This window comes from Variovorax sp. 01N425, from assembly GCF_056399465.1.
In genome coordinates, this window is sequence record NZ_JBFTRJ010000004.1 from 433652 (window position 1) to 449634 (window position 15983).

A 15983-nucleotide genomic window follows, 5' to 3' on the forward strand; every position below is an offset into this window, starting at 1 on the left:
AGAGGCTCAGGCCAGCGCAGCCAGCTCCGCGGGCATCTGGCCGCGCGGGCGCAGGTGGTCCTCGATGAAGGCGGGCGTGATCTCTTCGATGGTGGCGGGGTTCCAGCGCGGATTGCGGTCCTTGTCGATCAGCACCGCGCGGATGCCCTCGGCAAAGTCCTTGTGCGCGCAGAAGCCGAGCGACGCCCAGTATTCGAGCCGGAACACCTCCGCCAGCGACATGCGGTGCACGCGCTGCCAGAGCTCGAAGCTCAGCGCGGCCGAGCTGGATGCGCCCTTGGCGAAGGTCTTGGCGGCGGACTGCAGCCATGCATCGTCGCTCTGCAGGCTGCGCAGGCGCCTGGCGATGTCGAGCAGGTCGTCGCCGGCCATCAGCGCGTTGATGGTGTCGTAGTGTTCGCGCACCTTCGAGGGCGGCATCTCGGCGCCCTCGCCGGCGCGCGCGAGGATGCGCGAGAGCTCGGCGCGGTCGGCCTTTGGCTCGCCGCGCCATGGCGCGGCGGCAATCGCTTCGAGCACCTGGCCCTTGCGTTCGTGCGGCACCAGCACATCGGCCAGGCCGCAGAAGATGGCGTCGGCCGCATTGAGGTTGGCGGCCGTGAGCGCCAGGAACAGGCCCGTGCGGCCCGGCGTGCGGCGCAGGAACCAGCTGCCGCCCACGTCGGGGTACAGGCCGATGCTGATCTCTGGCATGGCAATGCGGCTCTGCGCCGTGACCACGCGGTGCGAGCAGCCCGCCATCAGCCCCACGCCGCCGCCCATCACGATGCCGTGGCCCCAGCAGAGGAATGGCTTGGGGAAGGTGTGGATGAGGTAGTCGAGCTCGTACTCCTCGCGGAAGAAGTCTTCGGCGTAGGTGTTGCGCGCGGGGCCGCACTCGAGCAGCGTCTGGTACAGCTGGCGCAGGTCGCCGCCGGCGCAGAAGGCCTTCTCGCCGGCTGCTTGCAGCAGCACGCCGATGATGCCGTCGTCGGCCGCCCATTCGCGCAGCTTGGGCGTGAGCAGGCGCACCATGTCCACCGACAGCGCGTTGAGCGAAGCGGGCGCGTTGAGCGTGGCGGTGGCAAAGCGCTTGCCGCCGGCGGTCTTGATTTCGTCGAAGAGAACTACGGAGTCGGTCATTGTCTTGAGAGGTTCTGGGTGCGGGGCTTCAGCGGATATCGCTGTCCCCTTCCAGCAATTTTCGCGCAACGATCACGCGCATGATCTCGTTGGTGCCTTCGAGGATCTGGTGCACGCGGGTGTCGCGCACCAGGCGCTCGAGCGGGAATTCGCTCAGGTAGCCGTAGCCGCCGTGCAGCTGCAGTGCGTCATTGCAGACGTTGAAGCCCGCATCGGTCGCAAAGCGCTTGGCCATGGCGCAGTAGGTGCTGGCATCGGCATGGCCCGCATCGAGCTTGCTTGCCGCGAGCCGCACCATCTGCCGCGCCGCAACCAGTTCGGTCGCCATGTCGGCCAGCTTGAACTGCAGCGCCTGGAAGCTCGCGATCGGCTTGCCGAACTGCTGGCGTTCGTGCAGGTAGCGGCGCGCCGCATCGAGCGCGCCCTGCGCCGCGCCCACCGAGCAGGTCGCGATGTTGATGCGCCCGCCATCGAGCCCCTTCATCGCAATGCGGAAGCCCTCGCCTTCCTTGCCCAGCAGGTTCTCGGCCGGCACGCGCACGTTGTCGAAGTTGATGGTGCGCGTGGGCTGGCTGTTCCAGCCCATCTTGTGCTCCTTCTTGCCATAGCTCACGCCGGGTGCATCGGCCGGCACCGCAAAGGCCGAGATGCCGCCCGCGCCGCCGCCGCCCGTGCGCGCCATGAGCACCAGCACGTCGGTCGAGCCGGCGCCCGAAATGAAGGCCTTGCCGCCATTGATGACGTACTCGGCGCCCTGCAGCTCGGCGCGCGTCTTGAGCGAGCCCGCATCCGACCCGGCGCCCGGCTCGGTGAGGCAGTAGGAAGCCAGCTTGCGCCCGCTCGTGAGGTCTTCGCCCCACTGCTGCGCCACCGCATCGGTCGCCCAGGTGCCGAGCATCCAGGTCGCCATGTTGTGGATCGTGATGAAGGCCGTGGTCGAGGGGTCGACCGCGGCCATCTCCTCGAACACCAGCGCCGAGTCGAGCCGCGGCAGGCCGAGGCCGCCGATGCGCTCGGGCGCGTACAGGCCGCAAAAGCCCAGCTCGCCGGCTTTGGCGATGGCCTCCTTCGGGAAGATGGCCTCGGCGTCCCACCGCGCCGCATGCGGTGCGAACTCGGCCTGTGCAAAATCGCGCGCGGTCTGCGCAAAGGCGTTCTGCTCTTCGGACAATTCGAAATTCATTGTTCGCGCCCCTTCCAGCGATCCAGTTCGGCAGTCCGTTGCCGGGTCGATTTCTCCAGACATGAATTGAACACCAGCGGCCAGATGGAGCCGCCTTCGTTCGCTTTCGAGGCCCGCTTGCAAGAGGGGTCGCGGCCCTTGAGCCAGGTGCGCTGCTCGGTGCGCAGCGCGACGCGCATCTGCGGCGAGAGCGTCTTCATCACCTCGCCGTAGCGGATGTTGAGCGCGGCGTCGGCGGCGCGAAAGTCGCGCACCGCGCAGGCGTTCATCTGCTGCTGGTTGCCGTCGGGCCTGCAGTCCAGCGGGTTGGCATCATCGGCCGCATGCGCGCCCGCGGCGAGCAGGAGAAGCACGGCCGATGCCGCGACAGCGCGAAACGCGCGGCTCACTTGAGGCTGATCGTGGTGTTGACGCCGTGCGAGACGGTGCTGTCGTCGAACCAGCGTGCCGTCACGGTCTTGGTCTGCGTGTAGAACATGATGACCTGCTTGCCGTACGGCCCCAGGTCGCCGAGCTTGGATGCGCGCGAACCGGTGAACGAGAACATCGGCACCGGCACCGGGATCGGCACGTTGATGCCGACCTGGCCCACGTCGATGTCTTCCTGGAAGCGGCGCGCCGCGGCGCCCGACTGCGTGAAGATCGCCGTGCCGTTGCCGTTCGGGTTGCTGTTGATCAGCTCGATGGCCTCGTCGATGTTCTCGGCATCGGCCACGCACAGCACCGGGCCGAACACTTCCTGGTCATAGATCGTCATGCCGGGCTTCACGCCCGAGAAGATCGTCGGGCCCACGAAGTTGCCCTTCTCGTAGCCTGGCACCGTGGGCTTGCGGCCGTCGAGTTCGAGCTTGGCGCCGTCGGCCACGCCGCGCTCGATCAGGCCGTTGACGCGCTCATAGGCGGCGCAAGAGACCAGCGGCCCCACGTCCACGCCCTTCTCGGTGCCGGCGCCGATCTTCAGCGTCCTGGCCTTGGCGATCAGTTCGGGCACCCAGTTGCGCGCCTCGCCCACCAGCACCGCGACCGACACCGCCATACAGCGCTGGCCGGCCGCGCCGAAGCTGGCGCCCGCCAGCGCGTTGAGCGTCTGCTCCTTGTTGGCGTCGGGCATCACGATGGCGTGGTTCTTCGCGCCCATCATGCATTGCACGCGCTTGCCGGCCAGCGTGGCGCGGTTGTAAACGTGCGTGCCGACCTTGGTCGAGCCGACGAAGCTGATCGCCTTGATGTCCTTGTGGTCGCAGATGCCGTTGACCACCGCTTCGCCGCCATGCACCACGTTGAGCACGCCGGGCGGAATGCCGGCTTCGAGCGCGAGCTCACACAGGCGCATCGTGACCATCGGGTCTTGCTCCGAGGGCTTGAGCACGAAGGTGTTGCCGGTGACGATGGCCATCGGGAACATCCACAGCGGGATCATGGCCGGGAAGTTGAACGGCGTGATGCCGGCGCACACGCCCAGCGGCTGCAGCAGCGTGTAGGTGTCGACGCCGTTGGCCACGTTGTTGGCCAGTTCGCCGAGTTGCAGGTTGCCGATGTTCGATGCGTGCTCGACCACTTCGAGGCCGCGGAACACGTCGCCCTCGGCATCGGGCAGCGTCTTGCCCTGCTCGGCGGTGAGGATGGCGGCCAGCTCGCCCATGTTCTCGCGGATGAGCTGCTGGTACTTCAGGAAGATGCGGGCACGCGCGCCGAGGGGCGTCTTGCGCCAGGTCTTGAAGGCGTCCTTGGCGGAGGCCACGGCGGCGTCGAGCTCGGCCTGCGTGGCAAAGGGCACGCGGGCCAGCACTTCCTGCGTGGCCGGGTTGACGATGTCGCGCCATTCGGTGGTCTTGGATTCGACGAACTTGCCGCCGATCAAGAGCTTGACGGTGGCGACCTGGGTCTTGGGGGTGGTGGTGGCGTCCATGGGGTTTTGTCTCCTGTGAATACGGGGCCTGCATGGCAGGTTCAACACGCATCCTAGCTTTGCAGATTTGCCATGACAATAGACAAATATGCGCTATCGCTTTGCGAAAATGCAGAGCCAACCCAAGGGAACGCGAGCACATGGACTGGGACAACCTTCGCTACTTTCTGGAGCTGGCCCGCTCGGGCACGCTGATGAGCGCCGCGCGCCGGCTCGAGGTGGACCACACCACGGTGGCGCGGCGCATCCAGGCGCTCGAAAAGGAAGTGGGCGCGCCGCTTTTCTCGCGCGAGTCGGGCGGCCACCGGCTCACCGAGGCGGGCCGCAAGCTGCAGCCGCAGGTCGAGGCGATGGAAAGCGCGTTCCAGGCGGTGGAAAGCACCGCGCCGGCCTCGCAGGAGGGCTTGTCGGGGTTGATCCGCATCGGCGCGACCGAAGGCTTCGGCACCGTCGTGCTGGCGCCGCAGCTGGCGCTTTTCGCGCAGCAGCACCCCAGGCTCACCATCGACCTGCTCGCGATGCCGCGGCTGGTGCACCTGTCGCGGCGCGAGGCCGACATCGTGATCTCGCTCGAACGCCCGGCGCGCGGGCCGGTGGTCGTGAGCAAGCTCACCGACTACACGCTCAGGCTCTATGCATCGAAGAAGTACCTGGCCGCGCACAAGCCCATCAAGACGCGCGAAGACCTGCGCGGCCACACCTTCATCAGCTACGTGGACGACCTGCTCTTCAGCAAGGAGCTGCAGTACCTGGACGAACTGCACCGCCCCGATGCCTTTGCTCTGCGCAGCACCAGCGTGCTCGCGCAGCACCGCGCGGTGCTGGCGGGCGCGGGCATCGCGGTGCTGCCGGCCTTCATCGCGGAGAACGACGGCGCGCTCAAGCCCGTGCTGCCGGGGCAGGCGAATTTCACGCGCACGTTCTGGATGTCGATGCCCGCGGAAACCAAGCACCTGGTGCGCATGCAGGCGGTGTGGGAGTTCCTGCGCGAGACGGTGCAGGCACAGCGGCAGCTGCTGCTGCCCGCGCCCGCGTGACGTCCAAGGCTCAGCGCCGCGGCGGAGCCAGGTCCGGAAAGTTCAGCGCCACGAACTCGATCACGAACTCCTGCGGGTCCGCGCGCAGCTGCTGCTCTTCTGCACGGTCGAGATAGCTGCGCCAGAACTGCCGGATCTGGTCTTGCACGTCATCGGCAAAGCCCATCTGGGTGCCGACCATCTCCTGCCAGGTGCCGCTCGCACTGAAGGTCTGGGCGAGCGTGGGCTCCAGCGCCTCGAGCTTGGCGCGCTTGGCGTCGTCGAGCTGGTCGATGGCGTCCAGCACCAGGCAATCCACCAGCCGCAGCAACGGCCTTCCTTCGTATCTGTTCGTCGTCTGCATGCGCCAAGTTTCTCACTGCCCGGGGCCGCCGGGCCAGGCCGGCGCATGGCTGCCCGGCGGCATCGAGGGGCGCGGCCATGCGGCCGGCGTGCGCGACAGCTGCGCGCTGTGGCGCAGCGCGGCCAGCTCGCCGAAGCCCGAGGCCGAGGTCTCCACGTAGGGCTTCAAGTCGGGCCTGGCGATCGACAGCCCGCCGGGCACGCGGCCGAGCCCGCGCAGCCATCGGCCGGTCTGCGCCAGCGACACCTGCACATGCCAGCTGCCGCCTTCCTGCTGCTGCCGCCAGAGCGCCGCGGCGGCGCCGAAGGCGATCAGGTAGCCCGTGGCCTCGTCGAGGATCTGCATCGGCAGCGGCCTGGGCTTGCCGTCGCCGGCTGCTTCGCCTTCGGCATGGTTGAAGCCCATGGCGGTCTGCACCAGCGAATCGAAGCCGCGGCGCTGCGCCCACGGGCCCTGCGTGCCATAGGCCGTGAGCGACACGCACACGATGCCGGGCGCGAGCCGCGCGAGTTCCGCCGGCCCGAAGCCCAGCGCCGCGATGCCGCCGGGCCGGTAGCCCTGCACGAAGACATGGGCCTCGCTGGCGAGCTGCCGCAGCGTGGCGCGACCCGCCTCGGTGCGCAGGTCCACATGCGCCGACAGCTTGCCGCGGCTGGTTTCGGCAATAGATTCGATGTTCGGCAGGTGCGGTGAATTGACGAGCATCACGTCGGCGCCATAGGCCGCCAGCGCGCGGCCTCCCACAGGGCCTGCGAGGATGCGCGTCAGGTCGAGCGCGCGCACGCCGGTGAGCGGCCGCTGGTCTTCGCGCAGCGGCGGCAGCGCGCGCGGCGGCGCGTCGCCGATGCGTTCGATGGTGAAGAGCGGCTGCGCTGCGATCGCCTGGCCTTGCGGCGTGGCATCCCATTCGTCGAAGCAGCGCAGTGCAGTCGCCACCAGGCCTTGTGCCGCGGCTGCATCTTCGAAGTCGAGTGCACGCCATGTCGCCATTACCGCCTCGGCCTCTGCGCGCGTGGCGGCGGCCGGGTCCAGCTTCATCAGCCGCAGCGCACCCTCCCGGTGATGCGCGAAGTTCGCGTGGATGCGCACCCAGCCGTCGGCGCAGCGGTACAGCCCGGAGAAGCTGTCCCACGGATCGGGCACGCGCCCGTCGAGGCTGAACCAGCCGGTGCAGTCGAGCGCCGCATGTTGCATGTCGACGGCCACCTGCTGGCGCGCGGCGCCGCGCAGATGCCCGAGCTCGCAGGCCGCGAGCGCCGCCGCCGCGATGGTGCTCTGCGCAGCCGCGCCCACCGCGAAGGACGACGGCAGCACCGGGTCTTCGCCCGTGAGCCGCACATGCTGCAGGGCCTCGGGCGGCAGGCCCGCCTGCTGCCAGATGCCGCTCAGGATTTCGCTCGCATTCATTTCATCTCTCCAGAACGTCCAAAGCAAAAAGGCAGGGCCCGCTCCCGCGGCCCTGCCCTTCGTCGTCGTTGCGTCGGCGCCTTACTGGATCAGCTTGGCGCCGGTCTTGGCCTGCAGCGCGTCGAAGCTCACGCCCGGCGCGAGCTCGACCACCTTGAGGCCTTCGGGCACCACGTCCATCACGGCCAGGTCGGTGATGATGCGGTCGACCACGCCCACGCCGGTCAGCGGCAGCGTGCACTTCTCGAGGATCTTGAGGTCCTCGGTGCCGTCCTTCTTCTTCGCGACGTGCTCCATCAGCACGATCACGCGCTTCACGCCGGCCACCAGGTCCATGGCGCCGCCCATGCCCTTGACCATCTTGCCGGGGATCATCCAGTTGGCGAGGTCGCCCTTCACGCTGACCTGCATGGCGCCGAGGATCGACAGGTTGATCTTGCCGCCGCGGATCATCGCGAAGCTGTCATGGCTGCCGAAGATGGCCGAGCCGGGGATGGTGGTCACGGTCTGCTTGCCGGCGTTGATCAGGTCGGCGTCGACCTGGTCTTCGGTGGGGAACGGGCCGATGCCGAGCATGCCGTTCTCGCTTTGCAGCCACACTTCCTTGTCGCCGACGAAGTTGGCCACCAGCGTGGGAATGCCGATGCCCAGGTTCACGTAGAAGCCGTCTTCGAGTTCTTGCGCCGCACGCGCGGCCATTTGGTCTTGGGTCCAGGGCATCTCAGGCTCCTTTGTTGTTCTTGACGGGGGCGGGCACTTCGCTGCCGGCGGCGGCCTGCGCGATGGCGGCCTGCGCTTCGACCTTGGCGGCGGCCGCATCGGCCGGCGCGGCTGCACTCACGGTGCGCTTCTCGATGCGCTTCTCGGGCTTGGCGTTGAGCACGATGCGGTGCACGTAGATGCCCGGCAGGTGGATGTCGTCAGGGGCCAGCTCGCCCACCTCGACGATCTTCTCGACCTCGACGATGCAGATCTTGCCGGCCATGGCGGCGGCCGGGTTGAAGTTGCGCGCCGTGAGGCGGAAGCGCAGGTTGCCCGACTTGTCGGCCACGTCGGCCTTGACCAGCGCCACGTCGGGCACCAGCGAGCGCTCCATCACGTAGGTTTCGCCGTCGAACTCGCGCAGTTCCTTGCCCTCGGCCACTTGCGTGCCGACGCCGGTCTTGGTGAAGAAGGCCGGAATGCCCGCGCCGCCCGCGCGCAGCTTCTCGGCCAGCGTGCCCTGGGGCGTGAATTCGAGCTGCAGTTCGCCCGCGAGGTACTGGCGCTCGAACTCCTTGTTCTCGCCCACGTAGGACGCGATCATCTTCTTGATCTGGCGCGTCTCGAGCAGCTTGCCGAGGCCGAAGCCGTCGACGCCCGCGTTGTTGGAGATGCAGGTGAGGTCCTTGGCGCCGGAGTCGCGCAGCGCGTCGATCAGCGCCTCGGGAATGCCGCACAGGCCGAAGCCGCCGACCGCGAGCGTCTGCCCGTCGGCCACGACCCCCTTGAGTGCCGCGTCTGCGGAGGGATAAATCTTGTTCACTCGGGCTCCTTGATGGATGGTGGAGAGTTGGCGAAAGCTTTGCAGAGCCTTGAACGATACTACGTAGTCGCATACGTAGTATTTCGTAATGGTGACCCCCGATGCCCGAGATCGATTACCGGCTGGCTTTTGAACAGGCACCCGTCGGCATGGTGGTGTCGAGCAACCGCACCATCGTGGCCTGCAACGAGCGGGTGTGCGAGATTTTCGGCGCAACGCCCAGTGCCTTGGTCGGGCATTCATTCAGCATCCTGTATCCGAGCGTGGCCGAGTTCGAGCGCATCGGCAAGCGCATGGAACCCTTCCTGAACGCCAGCGGCCGCTATGCCGACAACCGCATGATGAAGCGCCTGGGCGGCCTGCACGGCGCCATTGCCGGCGAGACCTTCTGGTGCCATGTCACGGGCCACGCCATGAACCGCGCCGCGCCGCACGAGGCCGGCATCTGGACCTTCGAAGACCTGGGATCGCGCCGCGCCGTGAAGGCCGAGCTCACGCCGCGCGAACGCGAGGTGGCCGCGCAGGTGATGCGCGGGCTCACGTCCAAGGAGATCGGCAAGGCGCTCGGCATCAGCCACCGCACAGTGGAGCTGCACCGGGCGCGGCTGATGCGCAAGTACGCGGCGGCGACCACGGCGGAGCTGGTGCAGAAGCTCATTGCGGGCTGATCGTTGCAAAAACGGAAACGCGGTGTCTTCGGAAGCCCCGTGCCGCTGCCCCTGCAGAGGTCTATCTTGGAGGCCATGCGAACAGATCGTTCGCGTTCATTCAGGAGCAGATGCCATGTCCACAGCCCTTCATTCCGAAAAGAACCTCCTTCAGCAAACCAGGCTGTCGGTGGCGCAGGCCCACGCCATCGCCACGCACCGGCTGCCGGTGACGCTGACCCTCGCGGCAATCATCCTGTCGATGCTCGGCGTCAAGCCCTGAGCACCGCAGGAGGCATCGGCCGGGCTCAGTCCGGCTTGATGTCCGCCGCCTTGATCACCTTCGCCCAGGCTGCCAGTTCCTGGTCGACGAACTTGCCCAGGGCCACCGGGTCCATGTAGGTGGCGAAGGCGCCCTGCTCGTCCACCTTCTTGCGGAACGGCTCGCTCTCGACGATCTTCTTGATCTCGGCGCTGAGCTTGTTGACAACGTCGGGCGGCGTCTTGGCCGGTGCGAACACCGCGAACCACGATTCCACCTCGTAGCCCGGCAGCCCCGCCTCGGCCGAGGTCGGCACGTCGGGCATCGACGGATGGCGCTTGCTGCCCGTGTAGGCGAGCGCCTTGATGCGCCCGCCCGCGAAATGGCCGATGACCGAGGGCGGCGTGGTGATGAACATGTCGACGTTGCCCGCGATCAGGTCGTTGATGGCCGGGCCCGAACCCTTGTAGGGCACGTGCGTCATGGGCTGCTTTGCCTGCCGCGACAGCAGCTCGCCCGCGATGTGCTGGATCGAGCCGTTGCCCGATGAGGCGTAGAACAGGCCGCCCTCTTTCTTCTTCTTGCCGTACTCGATCAGCTCCTTCATCGAATTGACGGGCAGCTTGCCGCTCACCGCGACCACGTGCGGCGCGCGCATCACTAGCGCCACCGGCACGAAGTCCTTGGTCGGGCTCCACTTGATCTGCGGAAAGAGCGCGGGGTTGCCGACGTGGTAGCCCGAGTACTGCATCAGCAGCGTGTAGCCGTCGGGCGCGGCGCGCGCCACGGCTTCGGTGCCGATGTTGCCGCTGGCGCCGGGCCTGTTGTCGACCACGATGGGCTGGCCCAGCGCGCGCTGCAGCGGGTCGGCCACCATGCGCGCCATGATGTCGGTGGACCCGGCGGGCGCGGTGGGCACGATGAAGGTGATCGGTTTCGAGGGCCAGGTGTCGGCGCTGGCCGCGGCGGCCGCCAGCGCGAGGCCTGCGGTGATCAGAAGGCGATGGGTGGGTTTCATGGTTTTGTCTCCAATGTTTTTTAGGTTGCATTCGAAGCCGGCACCTCAGGGCGCCAGCTCGGATATCTCGATGAGATTCAGGTCGGGGTCGCGCACGTAGACCGATCGGATGCGCGCGGTGGCGCCGGTCCGCATCACCGGGCCTTCGAGGATCGGCACGCCCTTGTCTTTGAGCCGCGCGATCACATCCTCCAGCGGCACGCCCGCGATGAAGCACAGGTCCAGCGAGCCCGGCGTCGGCAGCTGCGCCTTGGGCTCGAATTCGTGGCCCTTCACATGCAGGTTGATCTTCTGGTTGCCGAAGCGAAAGGCCTTGCGGTCGGCGCCGAAGGTCTCCAGCGCCATGCCCATCACCTCGACGTAGAAGCGGGTGCAGGCCTCCTCATGGGCGGTGGTGAGCACCAGGTGGTCCAAGTGGTCGATCATGGGTTCAGCTCCTTGGCTCGACGCGCATGCGCACGCGCCGCGATGTCGTTGAAATCCGCCGGCGGCGAATGCCGCGTGAGCCGGTGGCCGGCGCGCGAAACCTGGCTCGGCAAGTCGTGCTCCACCAGCGCTTCGAGTTCCGAGGCGGCAGCTATCAGTCCGCCCAGATCCATGCCGGTGTCGTAGCCCATGCATTGCAGCATGTGCACCACGTCCTCGGTGGCAACGTTGCCGGTGGCGCCGGGCGCATACGGGCAGCCGCCGATGCCGCCCAGCGACATGTCGAGCCGCTCGATGCCCGACTCGACCGCCGCCACCGTGTTCGCGAGCCCCATGCCGCGCGTGTTGTGGAAGTGCGCCGTCCATTGCAGCCCGGGGTGCCTTGCCATCACGGCTTCGCAGACGGCCTGCACCTGCGTCGGAAAAGCCATGCCCGTGGTGTCGCACAGCGTCACGCCCTGCACTTGCAGCGCCGCGAAGCGGTCGATCCATTCCTGGACTACGGCCAGGGGCACCTCGCCTTCCATCGGGCAGCCGAACACGCAAGAGAGCGACACGTTCACGGGCACGCCGGCCTGCCTGGCCAGCGCGATGACCTCGGCCAGCTGCGCGAACGACTGCTCGCGCGTCATGCGCAGGTTGCTGAGGTTGTGGGTTTCGCTCACCGACATGACGACGTTGAATTCGCCGATGCGGCTCTCCAGCGCACGCTCGGCACCGCGCAGGTTCGGCACCAGCGCGGTGTAGACCACGCCCGGCCGGCGCGCGATGCGCTGCATCACTTCCTCGCCGTCGCGCAGCGCCGGGATCGCCTTGGCGGAGGTGAACGAGGTCACCTCGATCTTGGCGTAGCCGAGCGTGCCGAGGCGGTCGATCAGCGCGATCTTGTCGTCGGTGGGAATGAAGCGGCTCTCCATCTGGAAGCCGTCGCGCGTGGCCACTTCGTTGATGAAGAGCCGCTTGCCCTTGCCTTCTTTCATACGGCCTCGCTTTCTTCGGTGCGGCGCGCCGGCCAGCCCAATCCCTGCAGGTCGGCCGTGTGTTCGCCGAGCCGCGGCGCGGGGTGCACGATGCGCCCCGGCGTGGCGCTGAGCTTGGGCACGACGCCCGGCACCTTGAGCATGTCGCCGTCGGCAGTGGTCGCCTCGACGATCATCTGGCGCGCCAGGTACTGCGGATCGGTGGCGATGTCGGCCACGGTGTAGATACGCCCGACCGGCACGCCGGCCGCGTCGAGCACCGCCAGCACCTCGTCGCGGCTGCGCTGCAGCGTCCAGGCCTCGATGGCGGCATCGATTTCTTCCACGCGCTGCACGCGGCCGTCGTTGTGCACGAGCTGCGGATCGTTCTCCAGGTCGGCGCGGCCGATGGCGCGCATCAGCCGGCGGAAGATGCTGTCGCCGTTGCCCGCCACCAGCACGTAGTGGCCGTCGCTGCATTTGTAGGCATTGGTCGGCGCAATGCCCGGCAAGGCGCTGCCGGCGCGCTCGCGCACCGCGCCGAACGCGTCGTATTCGGGCAGCAGGCTTTCCATCACATTGAAGACCGATTCGTAGAGCGCCACGTCGATGAACTGCCCCTGCCCGCCATGGGCCGTGCGATGGTGCAGCGCCGTGAGCACGCCGATCACGCCATGCAGCGCCGCCAGCGTGTCGCCCAGCGAAACGCCCACGCGCACGGGCACCCGGCCCGGCTCACCGCTCAGGTAGCGCAGCCCGCCCATCGATTCGCCGAGCACGCCGAAGCCCGGCTTGTCGCGGTAGGGCCCGGTCTGGCCGTAGCCCGAGATGCGCAGCATGATGAGCCGCGGGTTGAGCGCATGCAGTTGCTCCCAGCCCAGGCCCCAGCCTTCGAGCGTGCCGGGCTTGAAGTTCTCGATCAGCACGTCGGCTTCCAGCGCCAGCGCGCGCACCGCCTGCTGGCCTTCGGCGCTGCGCAGGTCCAGGCACACCGATCGCTTGTTGCGCGACTGCACCTCCCACCACACCGAAGTGCCTTCGCGCAGCAGCCGCCACTTGCGCAGCGGGTCGCCGACGCCGGCGGGCTCGACCTTGATCACGTCGGCGCCGAACTCGGCGAGCGTCTTGCCGGCGAACGGGCCGGCGATGAGCTGGCCGAGCTCCAGCACCTTGAGGCCTTCGAGTGCGTTCATCTTGTCTCCTGATGGGTTGCCCCAACTCTAGAAAAGGATCGCAGCGAACGGAATTGCTTTGACGGCAGCAGCCCTTCGCAAAATGCGAAGGCTTTCTAGAATGCAAGCATGGCCCTCCCCATCAACCCCGCCCGCGTCGACTTCGTCACGCTGCGCCTGTTCTGCGCCGTGGCCCAGTCGGGCAGCATCACCAAGGGCGCCGAGGCCTGCCACCTGGCGCTCTCGGCCGCCAGCCGGCGGCTGTCGGACTTCGAGGCCGCCACCGGATCGAAGCTGCTGGAGCGCAGCTCGCAAGGCATCGCGCTGACCCCGGCCGGCCACGTGGCCATGCAGCATGCGATGCGGCTGTTCCAGGGCTTCGAGCAGTTCAGCAACGAGCTCGGCGACTATTCGAGCGGAGTGCGCGGCCATGTGCGGCTGTGGGCCAACATGTCGGCGCTCACCGAGTTCCTGCCGGCCACGCTGGCCGCCTTCCTCGGCCGGCATCCGGACATCCGCGTCGAAGTGGAGGAGCAGCTGAGCGGCGACATCGTGCGCGCGCTGGTCGACGGCCTGGCCGACGTGGGCGTGTTCGCCGAGAACACGCCGGCCTACGGGCTCGACGTGGCGCCGTTCCAGACCGACGAGCTGGTGGTGCTGTGCGCCCGGCAGCATCCGCTCGCGCGCACGCGCCGGACCGATTTCAAGACCTGCCTCGCGCACGAGTTCGTGGGGCTGAACCGCAGCAGCTCGCTGCTAGAGCTCACCTCGCGCGCGGCCGAGCAGGCTGGCATTCCGATGCGCCTGCGCGTGCAGGTGCGCAGCTTCGATGCGATGTGCCACATGATCGCGGCCAACCTCGGCATCGGCGTGGTGCCGCTCGCAGCCTGCAAGGCGCAGGTGAGCGCGCTCGGCCTCAAGGTGGTGCGGCTCAGGGATGCCTGGGCCGTGCGCCGCCTGCTGATGGCCACCAAGACCGGCGAGACCTTGTCGCCGGCGGCGCAGCTGCTGGTGGGGCAGCTGATGGCGTCGTCGACTTGAAATCTGAAAGCGAGGCCGGAAGCCCGCCGGCCATCAGGCCTCGGGCAGCGGGAACCCCGCCTTCAGCGTCTCGCGCAGATGGCTCACGAACAGGTTGACCGCACGCGGAATGTGCAGCGAATAAGGCCGTATGGCGTAGATCTGGTCGGCGAAGGCGCCCGTGGGCTGCCAGTCGGGCAGCACCTCGACCAGCTTGCCCGCCTGCAGGCCCGACTGCGCGCTGAAGTCGGGCAGGAGCGCAATGCCGAGCCCCGCCTGGGCCGCGTCGCGCAGTGCCTCGCTGTTGTTGGCCGCCAGCGGGCCGGCGATGGGCACGGTCACGCGCTCGGCATGGCGCGCGCGGCCGCCGCGCCGCTCGAAGGACCACACGTTGGTTTCCTGCCCGCGGGGATAGTGCAGGCAGTCGTGCTCGGTCAGCATGGGCGGCGCCAGCGGCGTTCCCTTGCGGCGCAGGTAGGCGCGGCTTGCGACCAGCACCGAGCGCGTGTCGCACAGCCGCCAGGCCACGTGCGTGTCGGGCGGCGAAGCCGCGTGCCGCACCGCCAGGTCGAAGCCCTCCGTCGCCAGCGAGCTCAGCCGGTCGGAGAGTTCCATTTCGACTCGGATCGACGGATGCGCCAGCAGAAAGTCGGCGAGCCTCGGCAGCAATTGCTGCCGCCCCAGCGCCACCGGCGCGGTGACGCGCACCAGGCCGCGCGGCTCGCCCGCATGGTCCTGCGCCTGCAGGAAGCTGTGGGCGATCTGCTCGAAGGGCTCGCGCGTCTGGTCGACCAGCTGCTGCCCGGCTTCGGTCAGCCGCATGCTGCGGGTGGTGCGGCGCACCAGCGTGACGCCCACGGCGCGCTCCAGCTCGGCAATGCGCTGGCTCATGGCGGCCTTGCTCACGCCCAGGCGCGCGGCGGCGGCAGTGTAGCTGCCCTGCTGGCCGAGCACGATCAGCCAGTGCAGGTGCATCCAGAGCGATTCAGCTTTTTGCAGATCCATGGTGGGATTGTTCACTATAGCGAACAAACAGTTCAACCCTGGCGCCTAGGCAGGGACCCTTCCCTTTCCTAGACTGGCGCAATCACTTGACCTGGGACTCTCGATGACCACACAGATCGCGCATTTCATCGGCGGCCAGCACGCCGCCGGCAGCTCCACCCGCACGCAGGACGTCACCAACCCCGCGACCGGCAAGGTCACGGGCAAGGTGGCGCTGGCCGTCCAGGCCGACGTCGATGCCGCGGTGGCCGCCGCGCAGGCCGCCTTTCCCAAGTGGGCCGACACGCCGCCGATCCGCCGCGCCCGCGTGATGTTCAAGTTTTTGGAGCTGCTCAACCTGCACAAGGACGAACTCGCGCACATGATCACCGCCGAGCACGGCAAGGTGTTCACCGACGCGCAGGGCGAGGTCTCGCGCGGCATCGACATCGTCGAATTCGCCTGCGGCATTCCGCAGCTGCTCAAGGGCGACTTCACCGACCAGGTCTCCACCGGCATCGACAACTGGACGCTGCGCCAGCCGCTGGGCGTGGTGGCCGGCATCACGCCCTTCAACTTTCCGGTGATGGTGCCGATGTGGATGTTCCCGGTGGCCATTGCCGCGGGCAACACCTTCATTCTCAAGCCCAGCCCGACCGACCCGACCCCGTCGCTGCGCATGGCCGAACTGCTGAAGGAAGCGGGCCTGCCCGACGGCGTGTTCAACGTGGTGCAGGGCGACAAGGTGGCGGTCGATGCGCTGCTCGAGCACCCCGACGTCAAGGCCGTGAGCTTCGTGGGCTCCACGCCCATTGCCAACTACATCTACGAAACCGGCGCGCGCAACGGCAAGCGCGTGCAGGCCCTTGGCGGCGCGAAGAACCACATGGTGGTGATGCCCGACGCCGACATCGACCAGACGGTGGACGCACTGATCGGCGCGGGCTACGGCTCGGCCGGCGAGCGCTG

Annotated in this window: 18 protein-coding genes; 5 read left to right on the forward strand and 13 right to left on the reverse strand. The window is 68.0% G+C overall.

Features of this window, described 5'->3' with window-relative positions; all coding sequences use genetic code 11:
• Nucleotides 1-6: 6 nt before the first annotated feature.
• The 4 genes from AC1DSC_RS09850 to AC1DSC_RS09865 are packed head-to-tail and all read right to left on the reverse strand — an operon-like array spanning nucleotide 7 to nucleotide 4214.
• The gene (locus AC1DSC_RS09850; RefSeq protein ID WP_369663087.1) at nucleotides 7-1122 is read right to left on the reverse strand and encodes an enoyl-CoA hydratase/isomerase family protein; all 1116 of its coding nucleotides are present in this window, start codon (nucleotides 1120-1122) and stop codon (nucleotides 7-9) included.
• 28 nt (nucleotides 1123-1150) lie between these two features.
• Nucleotides 1151-2305 carry an acyl-CoA dehydrogenase family protein gene (locus AC1DSC_RS09855; protein WP_012748353.1) on the reverse strand — a complete coding sequence of 385 codons (1155 nt, stop codon included), beginning with the start codon at nucleotides 2303-2305 and terminating at the stop codon, nucleotides 1151-1153.
• Nucleotides 2302-2658 carry a lysozyme inhibitor LprI family protein gene (locus AC1DSC_RS09860; RefSeq protein ID WP_278881339.1) on the reverse strand — a complete coding sequence of 119 codons (357 nt, stop codon included), beginning with the start codon at nucleotides 2656-2658 and terminating at the stop codon, nucleotides 2302-2304. Before AC1DSC_RS09860 ends, AC1DSC_RS09855 begins: the two co-directional genes overlap by 4 nt.
• A gap of 32 nt (nucleotides 2659-2690) precedes the next feature.
• Nucleotides 2691-4214: a CoA-acylating methylmalonate-semialdehyde dehydrogenase gene (locus AC1DSC_RS09865; protein WP_012748355.1), complete on the reverse strand. Its 1524-nt coding sequence runs from the start codon at nucleotides 4212-4214 to the stop codon at nucleotides 2691-2693.
• A gap of 140 nt (nucleotides 4215-4354) precedes the next feature.
• Between AC1DSC_RS09865 and AC1DSC_RS09870 the strand changes: the two genes are divergently transcribed.
• Complete coding sequence (locus tag AC1DSC_RS09870; protein ID WP_012748356.1) at nucleotides 4355-5251, forward strand: LysR family transcriptional regulator; 897 nt, start codon at nucleotides 4355-4357, stop codon at nucleotides 5249-5251.
• 10 nt (nucleotides 5252-5261) lie between these two features.
• Here the strand turns inward: AC1DSC_RS09870 and AC1DSC_RS09875 are convergent, their stop codons facing one another.
• From AC1DSC_RS09875 to AC1DSC_RS09890, 4 genes are all read right to left on the reverse strand, one after another.
• Nucleotides 5262-5594, reverse strand: coding sequence for a hypothetical protein (locus AC1DSC_RS09875; RefSeq protein ID WP_012748357.1), 333 nt, complete (start codon nucleotides 5592-5594; stop codon nucleotides 5262-5264).
• A gap of 12 nt (nucleotides 5595-5606) precedes the next feature.
• Nucleotides 5607-7001 carry a CoA transferase gene (locus AC1DSC_RS09880; RefSeq protein ID WP_012748358.1) on the reverse strand — a complete coding sequence of 465 codons (1395 nt, stop codon included), beginning with the start codon at nucleotides 6999-7001 and terminating at the stop codon, nucleotides 5607-5609.
• Nucleotides 7002-7082: 81 nt separating this feature from the next.
• Complete coding sequence (locus AC1DSC_RS09885) at nucleotides 7083-7721, reverse strand: 3-oxoacid CoA-transferase subunit B (protein WP_012748359.1); 639 nt, start codon at nucleotides 7719-7721, stop codon at nucleotides 7083-7085.
• 1 nt (nucleotide 7722) lies between these two features.
• Nucleotides 7723-8526, reverse strand: coding sequence for a CoA transferase subunit A (locus tag AC1DSC_RS09890; protein WP_012748360.1), 804 nt, complete (start codon nucleotides 8524-8526; stop codon nucleotides 7723-7725).
• A 101-nt stretch (nucleotides 8527-8627) separates the two neighbouring features.
• On the opposite strand from AC1DSC_RS09890, the gene AC1DSC_RS09895 reads away from it, so the two are divergent.
• Both AC1DSC_RS09895 and AC1DSC_RS09900 read left to right on the forward strand, forming a co-directional pair.
• Complete coding sequence (locus AC1DSC_RS09895) at nucleotides 8628-9194, forward strand: LuxR C-terminal-related transcriptional regulator (protein WP_012748361.1); 567 nt, start codon at nucleotides 8628-8630, stop codon at nucleotides 9192-9194.
• A 115-nt stretch (nucleotides 9195-9309) separates the two neighbouring features.
• Nucleotides 9310-9456 carry a hypothetical protein gene (locus AC1DSC_RS09900; protein ID WP_012748362.1) on the forward strand — a complete coding sequence of 49 codons (147 nt, stop codon included), beginning with the start codon at nucleotides 9310-9312 and terminating at the stop codon, nucleotides 9454-9456.
• A gap of 25 nt (nucleotides 9457-9481) precedes the next feature.
• On the opposite strand, the gene AC1DSC_RS09905 is transcribed toward AC1DSC_RS09900, so the two are convergent.
• The 4 genes from AC1DSC_RS09905 to AC1DSC_RS09920 are packed head-to-tail and all read right to left on the reverse strand — an operon-like array spanning nucleotide 9482 to nucleotide 13031.
• A complete protein-coding gene (locus AC1DSC_RS09905; protein WP_012748363.1) occupies nucleotides 9482-10453 on the reverse strand; it encodes a Bug family tripartite tricarboxylate transporter substrate binding protein in 972 nt (323 codons plus the stop codon).
• 45 nt (nucleotides 10454-10498) lie between these two features.
• Nucleotides 10499-10879, reverse strand: a complete 381-nt coding sequence (locus tag AC1DSC_RS09910; protein WP_012748364.1) for a VOC family protein — start codon at nucleotides 10877-10879, stop codon at nucleotides 10499-10501.
• A complete protein-coding gene (locus tag AC1DSC_RS09915; protein WP_012748365.1) occupies nucleotides 10876-11859 on the reverse strand; it encodes a hydroxymethylglutaryl-CoA lyase in 984 nt (327 codons plus the stop codon). The genes AC1DSC_RS09910 and AC1DSC_RS09915 overlap by 4 nt, the downstream gene beginning before the upstream one ends.
• Nucleotides 11856-13031, reverse strand: coding sequence for a CaiB/BaiF CoA transferase family protein (locus AC1DSC_RS09920; RefSeq protein WP_012748366.1), 1176 nt, complete (start codon nucleotides 13029-13031; stop codon nucleotides 11856-11858). Before AC1DSC_RS09920 ends, AC1DSC_RS09915 begins: the two co-directional genes overlap by 4 nt.
• Before the next feature lie 108 nt (nucleotides 13032-13139).
• Between AC1DSC_RS09920 and AC1DSC_RS09925 the strand changes: the two genes are divergently transcribed.
• Nucleotides 13140-14051: a LysR family transcriptional regulator gene (locus tag AC1DSC_RS09925; protein WP_012748367.1), complete on the forward strand. Its 912-nt coding sequence runs from the start codon at nucleotides 13140-13142 to the stop codon at nucleotides 14049-14051.
• A 33-nt stretch (nucleotides 14052-14084) separates the two neighbouring features.
• On the opposite strand, the gene AC1DSC_RS09930 is transcribed toward AC1DSC_RS09925, so the two are convergent.
• Nucleotides 14085-15035, reverse strand: coding sequence for a LysR family transcriptional regulator (locus AC1DSC_RS09930; RefSeq protein ID WP_012748368.1), 951 nt, complete (start codon nucleotides 15033-15035; stop codon nucleotides 14085-14087).
• A gap of 103 nt (nucleotides 15036-15138) precedes the next feature.
• Here AC1DSC_RS09930 and AC1DSC_RS09935 point away from each other — a divergent pair.
• Nucleotides 15139-15983 (forward strand): aldehyde dehydrogenase family protein (locus tag AC1DSC_RS09935; RefSeq protein ID WP_478131804.1); only part of this gene is annotated, 845 nt, incomplete at its 3' end.